This window comes from Paracoccus isoporae (genome assembly GCF_900101865.1).
In the GTDB taxonomy this organism is placed as follows: domain Bacteria; phylum Pseudomonadota; class Alphaproteobacteria; order Rhodobacterales; family Rhodobacteraceae; genus Paracoccus; species Paracoccus isoporae.
Genome location: NZ_FNAH01000001.1, coordinates 327,531 through 346,952 on the forward strand (window position 1 = coordinate 327,531; position 19,422 = coordinate 346,952).

Genomic DNA, 19,422 nt, shown 5'->3' on the forward strand with positions numbered 1-19,422 from the left:
CGGATTACCTTTTCACGCGGCGGGCATAATTCACCGCCAATATCAGGAACTGCACCACCAGGAGCAGCATGACGACGAACACGAAGATCTTGATGAGCGCCGGTGTCGGCGGGCTCCACGCGCTGCCGGTGGTTTCCAGCCGGATCTCGCCCGACGGCGCCCAGACCGAGCGGGTTACCATGTGCCAGGCGGCATAGGCGAAGAAGCCCGCCGCAATCGCCGAGGCCAGCGAGATTACGATGTCGAAGATCCGCCGCAGGCCGGGCGAGATCACGTCATAAAGCAGCACCACCCGGATATGGCTGTTGCGGCTGGTGCAGTAGAGCCCGCCGAAGGTGAAGGCCAGCCCGCAGAGAAACACGGTCGTCTCATGCGCCCAGATGGTCGGGCGGTTCAGCAGGTAGCGCAGGAACACCTCCATCAGCAGGACGGCAGCGGCCACGACGATGCCCGCGGCGAAAACATATCCCACCCGGTCCACGATGCGGCCCATCAGCCCGGCTTCGGGGGCCACCGGGCCCGCGCCTTCGCTGGTTGCCGCAAGGTCGATCTGGTCCTGCTGCGGCTGGCCCTGTTGGTCTGCCATCGGTCGCCCTCCTGAAGCTGGATATGGCCGCCCCGCTTCGGGGGCGGCCGGGGATCGCGTTACTGCAGCAGATCCTTTTCCTGCAGATAGGCGGTCAGCGTGTCGAACACCTGCTGCGCGGCCGGGGATTCACCAGCGATACGCTCCCATTCCGCGACGCCGAGTTCGCGGAACTTCGCGCGCTCCTCCTCGGACCAGTTATGCACGGTGATGTCGGGATTGTCCTCGGCCTCGGCCAGGGCGGCCTCGTCCGCGGCGCGGTTGCCGGCAAGCTGGGTCTGCTGGAATTCCTTCACCGTCTCTTCCAGCATGGTCTGGATATCCTCGGGCAGCGCGTCCCATTTCGCCTTGTTCATCGACACCTCGACCAGAGGCAGCGAATGGAAGCCCGGATAGACCGGATGCGGCGCCACGTCGTTCAGCCCTTGCTGCTGGTTGACCGAAAACACCGAGTAATCGGCCGCATCGACCACGCCCTTGTCGAGCGAGGTGAACACCTCGGACGAGGGCAGGTTGACGGGCGAGGCGCCGGCGGCGGCGAAGACATTGGCGATCGGCCCCTCGGGCGAGCGCATCTTGACGCCCTGCAGGTCATCGACGCCGTCCAGCGGCACGCGCGACACGAAGGCCTCCAGCCCCGGTGTCGAGACGCCGATGAAATGCAGCCCGTAGCTGCCCAGCAATTCCTGCATGATCTCCTTGCCGCCGCCATTCTCGACGAAGTCGATCATCTGTTCGGGATCGGACCACGCGCCGACCGGGTTGGAGATCAGACCGAACGCCGGATCCTTGCCCGCCCAGTAGGAGCTGTCGCAGATCTGCCCGTCCAGAATGCCCGCGGCCACCGCGTCGAGCGTCTCGTTATATTCGACCACCGAGCCGACCGGCAGCAGCTCGATCTCGACCGCGCCGCCGGAGCGTTCCGCGACCAGTTCGGTCCAGCCCTTCTGGAATTCGAAATTCGGGTTCCCGGCCGGGTCCGAGGACTGGAATTTGAAGCTGTATTCCTGCGCCGCGGCACCGCCGCTGCACATCGCGAGAGCCAATGCGGCCGCGTGAATGAGTTTCATAGGGTTCCTCCCACAATCTGTTTTTCCCGGCCCGCCCCACCGCGCGCCGGGCCCTTGCCGGGCTAGCCCGCCCGGCCCCCCTGACCCGTTTCCAGGCCGAAGCTGATATCGAGGCAGGCGGGATCAATATGGCGTTCCAGCCGATCCAGCATTTCCAGCCCGAAATTGATCAATCCATCCGACATGTCGCGGGCGCGCGCCACATCGCGGTCCAGCACCGCCTCCATGATCGCCAGATGCCGCTCCACCGTCTCGCGGAGCCCCGCCGCGCCGCTGACGCGGCTGATGTCGAGATACCCGGCGCGCCGCCCGAGCGCCTTCAGCGGACGCAGGCTGCGTTCCAGAAAACGTTCGCGCGAGGCCTGGATCATCAGCATGTCGAAAGCTTTGTCCAGCATGTTGAAACGGTCAAGCGTGATTCGGTCGGCATCGGCGCGAAGCTGGTCCTTGATGTAGAAAAGCCGGGCGCGCTCATTGCCCTCCATCCCGGCGATGGCGGCGCCGCAGATGAAGCGCTCCATGTCGCGGCGCAGATCGGCCAGGCGGCGTTCCCGCGCGAGATCGATGGGGGCGACGCGCACACCGTTTCGGGGCTGGACATCCAGCAGGGTTTCGGCGGCAAGGCGGCGCACCGCCTGATGCACCGGGGTGCGTCCCAGCCCGGTCAGCGCCTGAAGATCCTGGGTGCGCAGTGCCGCGCCGGGCTGAAGTTGCAGCGAGACGAAAAGCTCCTCGATCCGCTCATAGGCAGCGGCGGTGCGGTCGCCCGCCTGCGGTTGGGCCGGATGGTCCAGCCCGTCCGCGCCCGGCCCGTCCGGGTCCGCATATTCTGCCCGATGGTCGATCTGCTGCACCGTGCCTCCCCCGCCAATGCCCTTGTGATATTTCACAGTATATCTATACAGTCAATCACGAGCTTATGCGAGGGGAGCGCCAAGAGGATGAAGATCACCCGGATCGAGACGCTGCGCACGGCCGAGTTTTCCAACGTGCTGTGGGTGCGGCTGCATACCGAAGACGGACGTGTCGGGCTGGGCGAGACCTTCTATGGCGCCGAGGCGGTGGAGGCGCATATCCACAACACGCTCGCCCCGCGCCTGCTGGGCCGCGACGCGACCCGGATCGAGGCGCTGAACCGCGCCATGGTGGATCTGCCGATGGCGCAAAGCTCGACCGGGGTGGAATACCGCGCCTGCTCGGCCATCGACATTGCGCTGTGGGATCTGCTGGGCAAGCTAACCGGGCAGCCGGTGCATACCCTGCTGGGCGGGCTGAACTGCGACCGGCTGCGGATCTATAACACCTGCGCGGGCTACGGCTATGTGCGCAGCAACAATATCCGCCCGGTCGATACGTGGAATATCGGCGAGGCCGAGCGGCCGTACGAGGATCTGGCGGCCTTCATGTCCGATGCGGGCGCCCTGGCCGAGAACCTGCTGGAAAGCGGCATCACGGCGATGAAGATCTGGCCTTTCGATCCGGCGGCGCAGGAGAATCGCGGCATGTCGATCAGCGCGGCACAGATGCGCGAGGCCCTGGACCCGTTCGAGAAGATCCGCAGCCGTGTCGGCGATGCGATGGATATCATGGTCGAGTTGCACTGCCTGTGGAACCTGCCGACCGCGATGCAGATCGCCCGCGAGGTCGCGCCCTATCGCCCGTTCTGGTACGAAGATCCGATCCGCATGAACTCGCCACAGGCCCTGGCCGAATACGCCGCCGCGACCGAGATCCCGGTTTGTGCGAGCGAGACGCTGGGATCGCGCTTTCCCTACAAGGACATGCTGGACCGGGGCGCGACGCATATCGCCATGGTGGATCTGTGCTGGACCGGCGGGCTGACCGAGGGGCGCAAGATCGCAGCCCTTGCCGACAGCTATCACCGCCCCTTCGCGCCGCATGACTGCACCGGGCCGGTCGGTTTCGTGGCCGCGATCCACGCCTCGTTCAGCCAGCCCAACACGCTGATCCAGGAATCGGTGCGCGCCTTTTACGACGGCTGGTATCGCGAGCTGGTGACCGAGATGCCGGTGATCCGCGACGGCCATGTCCTGCCGATGGACGGGCCGGGCCTGGGCACCGATCTGCTGCCCGCCGTGTTCGAGCGCAGCGACCTGACCACCCGCAATTCGGAGCTTGACGCATGACCACGCAAAATCTGTTCGATCTCAGCGGCCGCACGGCGCTGATCACCGGCTCCACCCGCGGGCTGGGCCGGGCCATTGCCGAAGGGTTCGGGCAGGCCGGGGCCGCGCTGATCGTCAACGGGCGTGACGCGGCCAAGACCGAGGCCGCCGCGGCAGAGCTGCGCGATGCCGGTCTGAGCGTTCGCGCCGCCGCGTTCGATGTGACCGATGAAGCGGCGGTCGAGGCGGTGTTCGCGGAGCTGGATGCGGAAGGGGTGGCGGTCGATATCCTCGTGAACAATGCCGGCATCCAGCACCGCCAGCCGATGGTGGAGCTGTCGCTCGCCGACTGGCAGCGGGTGATCGACACCAACCTGACCAGTGCCTTCCTGCTGGGTCGCGAGGCGGCCAAGCGCATGATCCCGCGCGGGCGCGGCAAAATCGTGAATATCGGCTCGCTGACCAGTGAACTCGCCCGCGCGACGGTCATCCCCTACACCGTCGCCAAGGGCGGCATCCGGCTGCTGACCAAGGGCATGGCGGCCGAGTGGGGGCCGCACGGGATCCAGGCCAACGCCATCGGGCCGGGCTATATGCTGACCGAGATGAATGAAGCGCTGACCTCGAACCCGGAATTCGACGCCTGGGTGAAAGGGCGGACGCCTGCCGGCCGCTGGGGCAAGCCGGAGGAACTGGTCGGCACGGCGGTGTATCTGGCGAGTGCCGCGTCGGATTATGTGAACGGGCAGTTGATATTTGTCGATGGGGGGATGATTTCGGTGTTGTAGTGTTGGTCTGCCCCGCGTCATCAGCGCCGCGAACCCCGGCCTGAAACAAGGGGCGCAGCCCCGCCGGGCCAGCGGCCAATTGACTCGCGTCAATCGAGGTGGAGTCAATTTTCGGTGCTACATCGACCCGAGCAACATGCAACCACTCAAGACGGAACCTAGCAAACCTGCGTTTCGTCGACGCGCGCCTCATGATGCACAAAGCCCTGCCGAGGCAGGGCTTTGGGACGTTCGACAATATCTAGGCTACTCAAATCTTGTCATCGATCAGCGAGCAGCCTGCCTAGTGTTCTAGGTCTTAAAGCCCGATTTACGGGGTACAGGCCTCACATAGTGGATCGCTTCCTAAGATTCAACTAACTTGCAGCCCGAGACCGGCAGCAACAGCTTTCGGAACAGCGGCCAGATCCTCTGGAGAGACGCTGGGCGTCGCCCATTTTCGGCGGCCGACCTTGAAGCCGTTCAATCGTTTGAGCGAGATATTCATCAAAAGATCGCATTTTGCCCAGCAGGGCAGGTCATCCGGCGAGTCAGGATGGTAATTTCTCGAAAGTCGATGAACGTAGGGCAGTTCAGTTCTGGGGGCTGTCAGGCTGACCGGAACGATCGCAACCAGTCCGCTTCTAAATCGCAGTTTCGGCGATACGACAATCACCGGCCTGACCTTGCAAATCTCGGGAGGTTGAAGGTCGCTGAAATCTCCGACCAGTATCTGCCCGGCGCGCGGGTGAAATCCAATCGCCACTACCGCGACAACCCACCCGCCACGCTCGGCACATCGCCCGCCGCGAAACCGTAATGCCTCAACCACCTCAGATCGCTCTCGAAGAACGCGCGCAGATCGGGGATGCCGTATTTCAGCATCGCCAGCCGGTCGATGCCCATGCCGAAGGCGAAGCCCTGCCACTGGGTGGAATCGACGCCAGCCGCTTCCAGCACCTTGGGATGGACCATGCCGGAGCCGAGGATCTCCATCCAGGAATCGCCCTGACCGATCTGCAGCTTGCCGCCTTCCCATGAGCAGCGGATATCGACCTCGGCCGAGGGCTCGGTGAAGGGGAAATGGCTGGCGCGGAAGCGCAGCTCGACCGCCTCGACCTCGAAGAACGCGCGGCAGAACTCCTCCAGCACCCATTTCAGGTTGGCCATGGAGATGTCGCGGCCGATGGCCAGCCCCTCGACCTGGTGGAACATGGGCGTATGGGTCTGGTCCATGTCCATGCGATAGACCCGGCCCGGCGCGATGACGCGGATCGGCGCGCCCTGTTCCTGCATGGCGCGGATCTGGACGGGCGAGGTATGGGTGCGCAGCACGTGGGGCGGGCGGTCGTCGCCCGCTGCCCGGTGCATGAAGAACGTGTCATGTTCCTGCCGCGCGGGATGTTCGGGCGGGATGTTCAGCGCGTCGAAATTGAACCAGTCGCTTTCCACCTGCGGGCCTTCGGCGACGGCGAAGCCCATATCGGCGAAGATCGTCGTGACCTCCTCCGTCACCTGGCTGACCGGGTGGATCGTGCCCTGCGGACGCGGCCGGCCCGGCATGGTGACATCCAGCCATTCGTCGCGCAGCCGGGCATCGAGCGCCGCATCCTCCAACGCCGTCTTGCGGGCGCGGATGGCGGCGTCGATCTCGTCCTTCAGGCGGTTCAGCGCGGGGCCGGCGGTCTGCCGCTCCTCGGGCGTCATCTTGCCCAATTCGCGCATCTTCAGGCTGATCTCGCCCTTCTTGCCGAGGGCTGCCAGCCGCACCTCCTCCAGTGCCGCCGCATCGGCGGCGTCGGCCACACGGGCGAGATAGGTCGAACGGAGTGTGTCGAGATCGGTCATCGGCGTCATCCTGAAGTTTCGCGGGCGGGCTTAACATGGCCGCGCGGACGGGAAAAGATGCTGCAACCCGGCCGCTGCAATGCGATGCGCCCGCCCCTTGACGGGACGGGCGCGGGCGTGGTGCGGAGAGGCCGGGGGCGGCTCAGCTCCAGATCTCGCGATTCACGCCGGGCGCGATGTCGGGATATTGCGAGATGCGGAAGAACGGCTCCTCGCCCACCTTGCGCTTGGCCAGGTAATCGCGCGTCACCGTGGCCACCGTGCCCGACAGAAGCACAATCGCGATCAGGTTGATCGTCGCCATCAGCCCCATCGAGGCATCGGCGAAGTTGAACACCGTGGTGACCGCCTGCGACGCGCCCCAGACCACCATCGCCATCACGGCGAGCCGCAGGGCGACGATCCCGCCGCGCCCGCCGCCCAGATGGACGATGGCGTTCTCGGCATAGGAGTAGTTGCCGATGATCGAGGTGAAGGCGAAGAAGAAGATCGCCACCGCGACGAAGACCTGCCCCAGCCCGCCGAAATGATCGCCGAGTGCTGCCTGGGTCAGGTTCACCCCGGTCAGTTCCTCGGACGGCATGACATCGGCCAGCAGGATCATCACCGCCGTCGCGGTGCAGACCAGGATCGTGTCGATGAACACGCCGAGCGCCTGGACGAAACCCTGGCTGGAGGGGTGATGCGGCGCGGGCGTGGCGACGGCGGCGATGTTCGGCGCCGACCCCATCCCGGCCTCGTTCGAGAACAGGCCGCGCTTGATCCCGTTCATGGCCGCGGCAATCACCCCGCCGGCGACGCCGCCGACGGTTTCCTGCAGGCCGAACGCGTTCAGCACGATGCCCGACAGGATGCCCGGCACACGCTCGATATTCAGAACAAGTGCGATGATCGCTGCCAGCAGATACAGCCCGGCCATGATCGGCACCACGAATTCGGCCACCCGCGCGATCTGCGGAATGCCGCCGAAGATGATGATGCCGGACAGCAGCGCCACGGCGATGCCGATGACGATCTTGGCGGCGACATAGGCGCCGATCTCGTCGCCCGTCGCGGGGGCCACGAGGTCCCATTGCACCAGCAGCGCCTCGATCGGGGCGGCGGCGGCCTCGGCGATGGAATTGGCCTGCACGGCGTTGAAGATCAGCCCGAAGGACAGGATCAGCGCGACCGAGAAGATCGCCGCGAGCCAGGGCGCCCCCAGCCCGCGCGCGATATAGGCCGCCGGTCCGCCGCGATACATCCCGTCCGGGCCGTGGCTCTTGTAAAGCTGGGCCAGGGTGGATTCCGCATAGGCCGTGGCCATGCCGACAAGCGCCACCATCCACATCCAGAAGATCGCCCCCGGTCCGCCCAGCGTCAGCGCCACGGCGACACCGGCGATATTGCCGGTGCCGACCCGGCTGGCGAGGCTGACCGTCAGCGCCTGGAAGGGCGAGATCCCGTCGCGGTCCGTCACCCCCGATGAGGTGACGCAGCGCCACATCTCGCGGAAATGGGCGAACTGGATGAAGCCGAGCCGGATGGTGAAATACAGCCCGACCGCCAGCAGCCCGTAGATGAGGATGTAGCCCCAGAACAGGCCGTTGGCCCAGTCGATGATGCCGTTGATCTGCGCCATGATGTCCCTCGTTCAAGGATTATTGACATGCATGATTAACGTCCGCGGCGGGCCCGGCAAGCGCGGAACGGTTCGGGCGGGCCGGATAGTGGCCAAGTTGCCGCAGCCGGAGCGAGCGGGATTGCGTGGGTTTCAGGACAAATACTCGCTCTGACGGCGGCGAGGTTCAGGCCCGCCCTGCCGCCTTCAGCGCCTGCGGCAGCGCCGCCGCGAAGGCGTCCAGCTCTGCCTCGGGGGCGCAGGATACGCGGATGCAGCGATCCAACGGGGCCACGCCCGGCATGCGCACGAACACCCCCGCCCGGTCCAGATCGGCCAGCACCGCGCGGGCGAAGGCGCCGTCGCGGCCGCAGTCGATGGCGACGAAATTCGTCGCGGATGGCAGGGCGGACAGCCCGTTCCCGGCGGCGATCCGTCCGATCCGGGCGCGGGCCGCATCGACACGCTGGCGGATGTGTTCCAGCCAGGCCGCATCCTTCAGCGCCGCGAGCGCGCCGGCCTGCGCGATCCGGTTCACCCCGAAATGATTCCGGATCCGGTCGAACCCGGCGATGAGATCCGGCGCGCCGATGGCATATCCGATCCGCGCCCCCGCCATGCCATAGGCCTTGGAGAAGGTGCGCATCCGGATCACGCGGCGGTCGGCCGGGTCGATCACCGGCAAGGCAGAATCCGGCGCGAATTCCGCATAGGCTTCGTCGAGGATCAGCAGGCAGCCCTGCGGGATCTGGTCGAGCCGCGCCGCGATCTCCGATCCTTCGTGCCAGCTTCCCATCGGGTTGTCGGGATTGGCGAAATAGACCAGCCGCGCCTGCCGTTCGGCCGCTTGGTCGAGCAGCGCCGCCAGATCCTCACGATCATCGCGGTAAGGCAGTTTGACCAGATCCCCGCCGAAGCCCGCGACATGGTAGTTGAAGGTCGGATAGGCGCCGTCAGAGGTGATGACGACATCGCCCGGCGCGACCATCAGGCGCACGGTCAGGCCCAGAAGCGCGTCGATCCCCTCTCCCACCATTATGCAGTCCGGATCGCAGCCGTGATGCGTGGCCAGGGCGTGGCGGAGTTCGTGATTGTCGGAATCGCCGTATTTCCAGATCTCCGCGGCCTCGCGCGCCATGGCTTCGATGGCGCGGGGCGAGGGTCCGAAGCCGTTCTCATTGGCACCGATCCGGGCGGTATACGGGGCCCCGCGCCGACGCTCCTGCGCCTCGGGTCCGACGAAGGGGACGGTGGCGGGAAGGTTTTCGGGGATCGGGGCAAACCACATCAGCGCAATCCCGATCCGATAAGCGATTGTAGCGCCGCCCGCGCCGTCTCCACCCCGCCGACGAACCCGGCTATGGGGGCGGGCGCGTCGCCGCTGCGGACCCAGAGCGCGGCGAGCAGATAGAGGATGAGGAGTGCCGCGACGGCGATCAGCGCGCGCGTCATGCCCGCACCATATCCGTGCCGTGCGCGATCCGCTTCGTGCGGTGGGCGGGCATCAGTGGCGGCACGGCCGGGCTGCAACGTCGCCGCGATGATCTCGGCGTCCGGCAGCGTCGCCACCGGCTCGACATCCTCGGGCGGCAGGTTGCGGCGCGGCACCGGCGCGGGATCGGTCGGGGCGGCGGTGGTCAGGATAGCAGAGCCATCCTGCCCTGCCCGATGCGGACGGGCCGCGCCGCGCGCCACCACGCGCGGTTCGGAATCGTCGGGTGCCGTGACCGTGGTCGCAGGCCAGTCGAGATCGGGCGCGTTCTGCACGGCATCGAGCCGTGGCGCATCGTCCGCGGGATCGGGCTCTCGCGCCACGGCGTCGCGCGCGGGCGCGGCCGGCGCGGGCTCCACGGCGTCGGTGCGCGGCGGAGGCGAGTGAGGCCCGGCCTCCTCCGCCCCGGCTCTGTTTGGGGCAGCCGTTTCGGGCCGTTTCGGTGGCTGTGCCGTGTCTTGCTGCGCCGCGCCGGGCTGGATGCCGCGGCGGGCGCGCAGCTCGCGGGCGGTTTCCTCGCGCAGAATTGACAGCACATCGTCGGGCAAGGGCCGGCGCAGCACCGGCGCATCGCCCAGATCCGGATCCGCGCCGTCCCGGACCTGACCGTCACCAGACTGCGCGGCGGCGCGCAGATCGTCGGACAACCCGCGCGACGGTCTTGTCTCCATGTCGGGTGCGGGCGGCTGCTCCGCATGAGCCGGCTGATCCGCATTCGGCACAGAGTGCGGGGCGCGCGACCCTGCGGGCGGCTCGGCTGACCGGGCCGGAGCCTTGTTCGCCTGGTCCTGATGCCAGATCGTGCCGCACGCCGCGCATTCGACCTCCCGCCCCTCCGGCGGGATGGCGTCCTCGGGCAGCTCATACTGCGCGTTGCATTCCGGGCAAATCAGCCGCATCAGTCGTCCTGTCAAAAGCCGCGCCGTTTCTGGCATTCCGCCACGCGCTGTTCTATCAACGCAACGCCCGGCTTCCAAGCGCCGCGGCATGACAAGTACGCCAAGGAGGCAGCCTTGATCGAAATGCAGGACGTGTCCTTCGGCTATCGCGAAGGCGGAGACTTGCTGTCGGAGATGAACCTAACCCTGCCCGCCGGGTCGTTTCATTTCCTGACCGGGCCGTCCGGGTCGGGCAAGACCACCTTCCTGCGGCTGTGCTATGCCGATCTTTTGCCGAGCAGCGGCAGCTTGACCGCCTTTGGCCATGACGTGTCCGGCCTGTCGCGCGACGGGATCGCCATGCTGCGCCGGAAGGTGGGGGTGCTGCATCAGGACGCGCAATTCCTCGATCACCTGCCGGTGGCGGAGAACGTGGCGCTGCCGCTGACCGTGGCCAGCCAGCCGGTCGATATGCAGGCGCTGAAAGAGCTGCTCGGATGGGTCGGGATGAGCGGCCATGCCCGCGCCTTGCCGCCGTCGCTGTCGGGCGGAGAGCGGCAGCGGGCGGCGCTGGCACGCGCGGTCATCATGTCGCCGGATTTCGTGCTGGCCGATGAGCCGACCGGCAATCTGGACTGGGACATGTCGCTGCGGCTGCTGCAATTGCTGGTCGAGCTGAACCGCTCGGGCAAGACGGTGCTGATCGCGACCCATGACATGGACCTGATCCGCGCGGCGCGGCAGATGGATGTGCAGGCGCGGTCGCTCAGGATCTCGGGGCGGAAGGTGCAACTTGCGGGGGCCGATCTATGAGGGCGGATCTGCGGAATGTCGATTGGCGCAGCCTGTGGCGCGGGCTGATCGGGCGCGACAATGCCGGCACCGGTCGCATCGTGCCGCCCACCGGCGTCACCGCGCAGCTGACGCTGTTGACCGCAGGCGCGATGGCTTTCCTGGCGGTGTTCGCGCTGGCGCTGAGCTTTGCGACCGGGCGGCTGGCGGAACGCTGGTCGGCCTCGCTGGCGCAGACGGTCACGGTGCGGGTCTCGGCCCCCGCCGACGAGATCGAGGCGCAGACGGGCCGTGTCATGGGCATTCTCGATCAGACGCCGGGCATCGCAGAGGCGCGGATGCTGCCCTCGGACGAGGTCGCGGACCTGCTGACCCCGTGGTTCGGCCCGGACGTGCCGGTCGAGGCGCTGCCGGTGCCGAAGCTGATCGAGATCCGCGAGGGCGGGGACGCGTTCGACGCGGAAGGTCTGCGGTTGCGGCTGGAGGCGGAGGTGCCGGGCGCGGTGCTGGACGACCACACACGCTGGCGCGAACCGCTGGTCTCGGCGGCGCGGCGGCTGCGCGTGCTGGGCGTTGTCTCGCTGGGGCTGATCGCTGCGGCCGGCGCGGCGATGATGGCGCTTGCCGCGCAATCCTCGCTGGCGGCGAACGGGCAGGTGATCCGGGTGCTGCGGCTGATCGGGGCGCGGGACGTGACCATCGCGCAGGCCTTTGTGCGGCGCTTTACCCGCCGGGCGGCGCTCGGGGCTGCGGGCGGCACCGTGCTGGGGATGCTGGCCATCGCCTTTCTGCCGGGGATGGACGAGGCGGGCGGCTTCCTGACCGGGCTGGGGTTTCGCGGCTGGGGCTGGCTGTGGCCGCTTCTGATCCCGCCGCTGGCCGCCTGTGTCGGCTTCTTCGCCACCAGATGGGCGGCGCTGCGCATGCTGCGGGCGGTGCCATGAGCGGCGCGCTGCTGACCGGTACCGAGGGCGCGCGGCTGTCGCCGGTGCCGCGCCAGACCGGCCTGTTCAGCCATCTGCGCACGCTGAGCTATTACCTGCATGTCGCGCTGGCGACGCTGGTGCTGGGGCTCTGGGGGATCACCCAGCTTCGCCAGGGTCGCAAGGGCGCCAACCGGGTCGCCACGATCTGGATCGGCTACATGCTGCGCGCGGCCCGCTGGCATATGGGCGTCGCGGTGGAGCTGCGCGGGACGCCGCCGCTGCGGGGCGAGGACGCGCTGATCGCATCCAAGCACCAGAGCTTTCTGGACATCCTGGCCATTGCCTGCGCGGCGCAGCGGCGCGCCTTCGTGATGAAGCGCGAGGTGCTGCGCGTGCCGATCATGGGCTGGTATGCGCGCGAGGTGGGCTGCATTCCGATCGACCGCACCCGCGGCCGCGACGCGATGGGCCAGATCGTCGGCCGGATCCGCGAGCGCATGGCGACGCCGGACGGGGTCGGTCACCTGATCGTCTATCCCGAGGGCACCCGCACGAGGCCGGGCGAGCATCGCCCCTACAAGCACGGCATCGGCACGATCCATCTGGAGACCGGATTGCCGGTGCATCCGGTCGCGGTGAATTGCGGGATGTTCTGGCCCAAGCGCGGCACGCCGGTGTCCGGGGGCCGCGCGATCATCGAGTTCCTGCCGCCCATGCAGGCCGAGCCGGGCGAGAGCCGCGATGCCTTCATCGCACGGCTGCGCGAGGTGATCGAGACCCGCAGCGACGCGCTGATGCGCGAGGCGGGACTTCGGACCGACGGCTTCACCGGTTGACCCGTCATTAACGAACTGCCTTTTTTGGCAATTGCAAGAGTGAGTTAAGGCCCTATCATTCGCCTGTCGCGCGAATTTTTGTGCCGTCATTCCTCTGACCGATAGGATCGAAGTCATGTATCTGAGAACTGCCCTCGCCATCGCCGCTGTCGGCGCGCTGTCCGCCTGCATCAACCCCGAAGACTTCGAATCCGCGCCGGTGATCGCCGATACGCCGATGGGGCCGGTGACCTGCCAGCTCTACACCACCGGCCAGACCGCCTGGGACCGTGCCATCGACATGCCCGTCGGAATGAGCATCAAGACCGGCGATACCTATTGCCGGAACGAGGGTGTGCGGATCTTGGAAGGTGGCGAGCCGGTCTATGCGCCGACCGCGGGCAACCCGGCCTGACCCGGCTGCGACCGGGAGACGGGTGAGATCCTGCGGGCCGCGTGACGATCGCGCGGCCCGCTCATCTTTGAACGGTAAGAACGCCGTTATTCCGCCGCGGTCGCGGCCGACGGCACGTAGTTGAGGATCGGCGCCAGCCAGCGTTCGACCTCTGCCAGCGCCATGCCCTTACGGGCGGCATAATCGGCCACCTGATCGGCCTCGACCTTGGCGACGCCGAAATAATAGGCGACGGGATGGCCGATATAGATCCCGGACACGGATGAGCCCGGCCACATCGCCATCGACTCGGTCAGCTCGACCCCGGTGGCCTGCGTCGCGTCGAGCAGGCGGAACAGCGTCAGCTTTTCCGTGTGATCGGGCTGGGCGGGATAGCCGGGGGCGGGGCGGATGCCGCCATAGCCTTCGGCAATCAACTCGGCATTGCTCAGCGTCTCATCGGGCGCGTAACCCCAGTGCTGTCGGCGCACGCGCTGATGCATCATCTCGGCCATCGCCTCGGCAAAGCGGTCCGACAGGGCCTGCACCATGATCGCGGAATAATCGTCGCCCTTTTCCTTGAAGCCATTCGCCAGCTCGTGATCCTGCGGGCCGGACGTCACCACGAAACCGCCGACATAATCCGCCTGCCCCTCCGGCGCCACGAAATCGGCAAGCGCCGCGTTGGGCCGCCCCTCGCGTTTCGAGACCTGCTGGCGCAGCGTGTAGAATGTTGCGAGTTCCTCGGCGCGCGTCTCGTCGGTGAACAGGCGGATATCGTCGCCCACCCGGTTCGCCGGCCAGAAGCCGATCACAGCGCGCGGGGTGAACCATTTCTCGGCAATGATCTGCTTCAGCATGGCCTGCGCATCGGCAAACAGCGCCCGCGCCGCCTCGCCTTGTTTCTCATCGTCGAGAATGCGGGGATAGACCCCCTTCATCTCCCAGGTCTGGAAAAACGGCGTCCAGTCGATGAACTCCGCAATCTCGGCCAGATCGAAATCCTCGATCACGCGCGGCCCGAAAAATTTCGGCACCGTCGCCTGCCAGTCGCTGAAATCCACCGGCACGGGATTGGCCCGCGCATCGGCAAGCGCCAGCCGCGTCTTGGTCTTGTCGCCGCGATTATACTTCGCCGCCGCCTCCTCGTATTCGGCGTTGATATTCGCCGTGTAATCCGCCCACTGATCCGACAGAAGCTGCGACACGACACCGACGGCCCGGCTGGCATCGGTGACATAGATCGCCTGTCCCTTGTGATAGCGCGGATTGATCTTGACCGCCGTGTGCACGCGGCTCGTGGTCGCGCCGCCGATCAGCAGGGGGGTGTCGAAGCCTTCCCGCTCCATCTCGGCGGCGACATGGACCATTTCATCGAGCGAGGGCGTGATCAGGCCGGACAGGCCGATGATATCTACCTTCTCGGCCTTCGCGGTCTCAAGGATCTTTGTCGCGGGCACCATGACGCCGAGATCGATGATCTCGTAATTGTTGCAGGCCAGCACGACGCCGACGATGTTCTTGCCGATATCGTGCACATCGCCCTTCACGGTGGCCATGAGGATCTTGCCGTTGCTGCTCTCCTCGCCCGATGCGGCTTTTTCGGCCTCCATATACGGCAGCAGATGGGCCACGGCCTGTTTCATCACGCGGGCGGATTTGACCACCTGAGGCAGGAACATCTTGCCCGCCCCGAACAGGTCCCCCACCACATTCATTCCGGCCATCAGCGGGCCTTCGATCACATGCAAGGGCCGGGCGGCATTCAGCCGCGCCTCTTCCGTGTCGTCGTCGATATATTCGGTGATGCCGTTGACGAGCGCATGTTCCAGCCGCTTCTCGACCGACCATTCCCGCCATGACAGGTCTTTTTCGCGGGTCTTGGCCCCGCCTTCGCCGCGATATTTCTCGGCAATCTCCAGCATCCGCTCGGTTGCGTCCGGGCGGCGGTTCTGGACCACATCCTCGCAGGCCTCGCGCAATTCGGGGTCGATCTGGTCATAGACCGCCAGCTGCCCGGCATTGACGATGCCCATATCCATCCCGGCCTGGATGGCATGATAGAGAAACACCGCATGCATCGCCTCGCGCACCGGTTCGTTGCCGCGGAAGCTGAAGGACAGGTTCGACACCCCGCCCGAGATATGCACATGCGGCAGGGTCTGAGTGATGCGGCGCGTGGCGTTGATGAAATCGACGCCGTAATTGTCGTGTTCCTCGATCCCGGTCGCGACGGCGAAGATATTCGGGTCGAAGATGATGTCCTCGGGCGGGAAGCCGACTTCCTGCGTCAGCAATTCATAGGCGCGGGTGCAGATCTCGACCTTGCGGTTTTCGGTGTCGGCCTGCCCGGTTTCATCGAAGGCCATCACGATCACCGCCGCCCCGTAGGCACGGCAGAGGCGGGCATGGTGCAGGAACTGCTCCTCCCCCTCCTTCAGGCTGATGGAGTTCACCACCGGCTTGCCCTGAATGCATTTCAGCCCGGCCTCGATCACCTCCCATTTGGAGCTGTCGACCATGATCGGGACGCGGGCGATATCGGGCTCCGAAGCAATCAGGTTCAGGTAGTCGACCATCGCCTTTTCGCTGTCGATCAGCCCCTCATCCATGTTCACATCGATGATCTGCGCGCCGTTTTCCACCTGATCGCGCGCCACGTCGAGCGCGGTGGCGTAATCGCCATTGGTGATCAGCTTGCGGAACCGGGCAGAGCCGGTGACGTTCGTGCGCTCGCCCACATTCACGAAGGGGATGTCATCGGTCTTGGTGAAGGGCTCCAGACCAGACAGGCGCAGCAGCGGTTCCTTTTCCGGGATTTCGCGCGGGGTCGCATCGCGGACGGCCTCGGCGATGGCGCGGATATGGTCGTAGGTCGAGCCGCAGCAGCCGCCAACCACGTTGACCAGCCCCTCACGCGCGAATTCGGCCACCTGCGCGGCCATCTGTTCGGGCGTCTCGTCATATTCGCCCATCTCGTTGGGCAGACCGGCATTGGGATAAGCGCAAACCAGCGTATCCGCCGCGTCCGAGATTTCGGCCAGATGCGGGCGCATCGCCTCGGCCCCAAGCGCACAGTTCAACCCCACGGTCAGCGGCTGCGCATGGCGGATGGAGTGCCAGAACGCGGTGGGCGTCTGCCCGGACAGCGTCCGGCCCGACAGATCGGTGATCGTGCCAGAGATCATCACCGGCAGGCGCAGCTTGTTTTCCGCGAACACCTGTTCACACGCAAAGATCGCGGCCTTGGCGTTCAGCGTGTCGAAAATCGTCTCGATCAGGATCAGATCGGCCCCGCCCTCGATCAGGGCGCGGGTCTGTTCGGCATACGCCTCGGCCAGTTGATCGAAGGTCACGGCGCGGTAGCCGGGATTGTTCACATCCGGGCTGATCGAGGCGGTCCGGTTCGTCGGGCCAAGCGCGCCGGCCACAAAACGCGGCCGCCCATCCTCGGCCGTGGCGCGGTCCATCGCCTTGCGGGCCAGCCTTGCGCCCTCGAAATTCAGATCCCGCACCTTGTCCTGCAACGCGTAATCCGCCTGCGCGATGGTGGTGGAGGAAAACGTGTTGGTTTCGACGATATCGGCCCCTGCCTTGGCGTAGAGATAATGGATCTCCTCGATCGCGTCGGGGCGGGTCAGGTTGAGCAGGTCGTTATTGCCCTTTTGCGGGTGATCGCTGTGGATATGGCAGGCACAGCCCGCGCCATGGCCGGTGAAATCATCCTCCGACAGGCCGAGCTTCTGGATCTGCGTGCCCATCGCGCCATCCAGGATCAGGATGCGCGTACGCGCCAGCTCGCGGATCTGCTGGAATGCGGGGGAGAGAGGAAGTTCGGCCACGTGGTCACCTGCTGCGAAATCAGGCCATGCTTCTAGCAGCCGTCAGCATGTTCGACAAACGCATGTTCCGCATGATGATCTTGCGGCGCGTTCAAGTCCAGCCGGGGTCCGCGATGGCGGGCCGCAGTGCCAGCGGCGGGCCCGCGTCAGCGAAGCGGCTCGTCCGACGCCCCGTCCTTTCCGCGCTGGCTGAACCTGTCAGCAAGATGTTCGCCGGTAACCTTGTCATAGGTCGAATGCAGCCGAATCTTGCCGCGCTCGGCCCCGACATGAATCGTGCCGCCGTCTTCCGAGATCTCGATATGCTCATAACCCTGGGCAAAGAGCTGCTCGCGCACGCGCTCTTCAGAAAATTGCGCCTGCGCGGTACCGGCGAGGCAAAGGCTTGTCACGCCCAGAATAGCGGCCTGCATGTATAACCCCGTTAACATTTTAACATATGATTATAACAGCTTGGCGGGAATGCGTCCATCTGTCCGATAGATCAGGCGGCGCGCATCAGCCGCCGATCACCGCTTGCCCTTCCAAACCCCTGCGGCAAGCGTTACATACCGCGCGATCCTTGCGGGAGCGCACATGGCACGCCATCTCATCACCTCGGCCCTGCCCTATATCAACGGCATCAAGCATCTGGGCAATCTCGTCGGCTCGCAATTGCCGGCGGATCTCTATGCCCGCTATCTGCGCGGGCGCGGCCATGAGGTCATGTTCATCTGCGCCACCGACGAGCATGGCACCCCGGCCGAGCTGGCCGCGGCCAAGACCGGCGAGCCCGTTGCCGAATATTGCCGCCGGATGCATGCAGAGCAGTCCAAGCTGGCCGAGGGGTTCGGCCTCAGCTTCGATCACTATGGCCGCTCCTCCAGCCCGCAGAACCACCGCCTGACCCAGCATTTCGCGGGCCGGCTGGACGCGGCGGGGCTGATCCGCGAGGTCAGTGAAAAGCAGGTCTATTCCAACGAAGATGGCCGCTTCCTGCCCGACCGCTATATCGAGGGCACCTGCCCGAATTGCGGTTATGAGAAGGCCCGCGGCGATCAATGCGAGAACTGCACCAAGCAGCTCGACCCGACCGACCTGATCGACCCGCGCAGCGCAATTTCCGGCTCGACCGACCTTGAGGTGCGCGAGACCAAGCATCTCTTTCTGCGCCAGTCCGCGATGCGTGACCGGATCGCCGAATGGATCGACAGCAAGACCGATTGGCCGGTGCTGACCACCTCCATCGCGAAGAAATGGCTGTTCGACGGGGACGGGTTGCAGGATCGCGGCATCACCCGCGATCTGGACTGGGGCGTGCCGGTGCAGAAGGGCGATCAGGCCTGGCCAGGGATGGAAGGCAAGGTCTTCTATGTCTGGTTCGACGCGCCCATCGAATATATCGGCGCCACTGCCGAGTGGGCCGAGGCGCAGGGCGGCGACTGGGAACGCTGGTGGCGCACCGACAAGGGCGCGGAGGACGTGACCTATACCCAGTTCATGGGCAAGGACAACGTGCCCTTCCACACGCTGGGTTTCCCGGTCACGATCATGGGCTCGGGCGAGCCGTGGAAGCTGGTCGATTACATCAAGTCGTTCAATTATCTGACCTATGATGGCGGGCAGTTCAGCACCTCGCAGGGGCGCGGCGTGTTCATGGATGACGCGCTCGACCTGCTGCCGGCCGATTACTGGCGGTGGTGGCTCCTGTCCCATGCCCCCGAATCCGGCGACAGCGAGTTCACCTGGGAGAATTTCCAGCAATCGGTGAACAAGGATCTGGCCGATGTTCTGGGCAATTTCGTCAGCCGGGTCACCAAGTTCTGCCGATCGAAATTCGGCGAAGCCGTGCCCGACGGCGCGGCATGGGGCGATGCCGAGCGCGAGTTGGCAAGCGCGATCACGCGGCGCGTCCGCGCCTATGAGGCGCAGATGGACCGCATGGAGATCCGCAAGGCGGCGGCGGAACTGCGCGCGATCTGGGTGCTTGGCAATGAATATCTGCAGGCGGCGGCACCCTGGGCGACCTTCAAGGAAGATCCCGACCGGGCGGCGATGCAGGTCCGGCTGGGGCTGAACCTGATCGGGCTTTACGCGGTGCTGTCGGCCCCGTTCCTTCCCTTCACCGCCGCGCGGCTGCGCGAGGCGATGAACAGCAGCGCCGCCTGGCCCGATGACGTGGACGCGGCGCTGACCGCGCTGCCGCCGGGGCATGCATTCACCGTGCCGGACAATCTGTTTGCGAAGATCACCGACGATCAGCGCGACGAATGGTCAGAACGGTTCAGCGGCGTGCGAGGCTGAGCG

General features: G+C 66.0%; 17 protein-coding genes. 7 read left to right on the forward strand and 10 right to left on the reverse strand.

The window, feature by feature from the left end; translation table 11 throughout:
* Positions 1–4: 4 nt before the first annotated feature.
* The 3 genes from BLT73_RS01615 to BLT73_RS01625 form a co-directional block, all read right to left on the reverse strand.
* A complete protein-coding gene (locus tag BLT73_RS01615; protein ID WP_090520253.1) occupies positions 5–586 on the reverse strand; it encodes a TRAP transporter small permease subunit in 582 nt (193 codons plus the stop codon).
* A gap of 59 nt (positions 587–645) precedes the next feature.
* Positions 646–1,656, reverse strand: a complete 1,011-nt coding sequence (locus BLT73_RS01620; RefSeq protein WP_090520255.1) for a TRAP transporter substrate-binding protein — start codon at positions 1,654–1,656, stop codon at positions 646–648.
* Positions 1,657–1,718: 62 nt separating this feature from the next.
* Positions 1,719–2,510: a GntR family transcriptional regulator gene (locus tag BLT73_RS01625; RefSeq protein WP_143025604.1), complete on the reverse strand. Its 792-nt coding sequence runs from the start codon at positions 2,508–2,510 to the stop codon at positions 1,719–1,721.
* 87 nt (positions 2,511–2,597) lie between these two features.
* Here BLT73_RS01625 and BLT73_RS01630 point away from each other — a divergent pair, with 87 nt between their 5' ends.
* Complete coding sequence (locus tag BLT73_RS01630; protein WP_090520259.1) at positions 2,598–3,803, forward strand: mandelate racemase/muconate lactonizing enzyme family protein; 1,206 nt, start codon at positions 2,598–2,600, stop codon at positions 3,801–3,803.
* A complete protein-coding gene (locus tag BLT73_RS01635; RefSeq protein ID WP_090520260.1) occupies positions 3,800–4,570 on the forward strand; it encodes an SDR family oxidoreductase in 771 nt (256 codons plus the stop codon). Before BLT73_RS01630 ends, BLT73_RS01635 begins: the two co-directional genes overlap by 4 nt.
* A gap of 352 nt (positions 4,571–4,922) precedes the next feature.
* Here the strand turns inward: BLT73_RS01635 and BLT73_RS01640 are convergent, their stop codons facing one another.
* From BLT73_RS01640 to BLT73_RS01660, 5 genes are all read right to left on the reverse strand, one after another.
* The gene (locus tag BLT73_RS01640) at positions 4,923–5,315 is read right to left on the reverse strand and encodes a type II toxin-antitoxin system PemK/MazF family toxin (RefSeq protein ID WP_176804841.1); all 393 of its coding nucleotides are present in this window, start codon (positions 5,313–5,315) and stop codon (positions 4,923–4,925) included.
* Complete coding sequence (pheS, locus tag BLT73_RS01645) at positions 5,315–6,397, reverse strand: phenylalanine--tRNA ligase subunit alpha (protein ID WP_090520918.1); 1,083 nt, start codon at positions 6,395–6,397, stop codon at positions 5,315–5,317. Before pheS ends, BLT73_RS01640 begins: the two co-directional genes overlap by 1 nt.
* A gap of 142 nt (positions 6,398–6,539) precedes the next feature.
* The gene (locus BLT73_RS01650) at positions 6,540–8,018 is read right to left on the reverse strand and encodes an alanine/glycine:cation symporter family protein (RefSeq protein WP_245726903.1); all 1,479 of its coding nucleotides are present in this window, start codon (positions 8,016–8,018) and stop codon (positions 6,540–6,542) included.
* Positions 8,019–8,184: 166 nt separating this feature from the next.
* Positions 8,185–9,285 (reverse strand): pyridoxal phosphate-dependent aminotransferase, encoded by a 1,101-nt coding sequence (locus tag BLT73_RS01655; RefSeq protein WP_090520264.1) that lies wholly within the window; start codon positions 9,283–9,285, stop codon positions 8,185–8,187.
* Positions 9,285–10,388: a zinc-ribbon domain-containing protein gene (locus tag BLT73_RS01660; protein ID WP_090520267.1), complete on the reverse strand. Its 1,104-nt coding sequence runs from the start codon at positions 10,386–10,388 to the stop codon at positions 9,285–9,287. The genes BLT73_RS01655 and BLT73_RS01660 overlap by 1 nt, the downstream gene beginning before the upstream one ends.
* 114 nt (positions 10,389–10,502) lie before the next feature.
* Here BLT73_RS01660 and BLT73_RS01665 point away from each other — a divergent pair, with 114 nt between their 5' ends.
* From BLT73_RS01665 to BLT73_RS01680, 4 genes are all read left to right on the forward strand, one after another.
* A complete protein-coding gene (locus BLT73_RS01665; protein ID WP_090520269.1) occupies positions 10,503–11,180 on the forward strand; it encodes a cell division ATP-binding protein FtsE in 678 nt (225 codons plus the stop codon).
* Positions 11,177–12,103, forward strand: a complete 927-nt coding sequence (locus tag BLT73_RS01670) for a cell division protein FtsX (RefSeq protein WP_090520271.1) — start codon at positions 11,177–11,179, stop codon at positions 12,101–12,103. Before BLT73_RS01665 ends, BLT73_RS01670 begins: the two co-directional genes overlap by 4 nt.
* The gene (locus BLT73_RS01675; protein WP_090520921.1) at positions 12,100–12,921 is read left to right on the forward strand and encodes a lysophospholipid acyltransferase family protein; all 822 of its coding nucleotides are present in this window, start codon (positions 12,100–12,102) and stop codon (positions 12,919–12,921) included. The genes BLT73_RS01670 and BLT73_RS01675 overlap by 4 nt, the downstream gene beginning before the upstream one ends.
* Positions 12,922–13,036: 115 nt before the next feature.
* The gene (locus BLT73_RS01680; protein WP_090520273.1) at positions 13,037–13,315 is read left to right on the forward strand and encodes a hypothetical protein; all 279 of its coding nucleotides are present in this window, start codon (positions 13,037–13,039) and stop codon (positions 13,313–13,315) included.
* A gap of 86 nt (positions 13,316–13,401) precedes the next feature.
* On the opposite strand, the gene metH is transcribed toward BLT73_RS01680, so the two are convergent.
* Together metH and BLT73_RS01690 are read right to left on the reverse strand one after the other, a co-directional pair.
* Positions 13,402–17,136 (reverse strand): methionine synthase, encoded by a 3,735-nt coding sequence (gene metH / locus BLT73_RS01685; protein ID WP_090520275.1) that lies wholly within the window; start codon positions 17,134–17,136, stop codon positions 13,402–13,404.
* Between the two features lie 146 nt (positions 17,137–17,282).
* Positions 17,283–17,549, reverse strand: coding sequence for a hypothetical protein (locus BLT73_RS01690; RefSeq protein ID WP_090520277.1), 267 nt, complete (start codon positions 17,547–17,549; stop codon positions 17,283–17,285).
* Positions 17,550–17,712: 163 nt separating this feature from the next.
* Here BLT73_RS01690 and metG point away from each other — a divergent pair, with 163 nt between their 5' ends.
* The gene (metG, locus tag BLT73_RS01695; RefSeq protein WP_090520279.1) at positions 17,713–19,419 is read left to right on the forward strand and encodes a methionine--tRNA ligase; all 1,707 of its coding nucleotides are present in this window, start codon (positions 17,713–17,715) and stop codon (positions 19,417–19,419) included.
* Positions 19,420–19,422 lie beyond the last annotated feature (3 nt).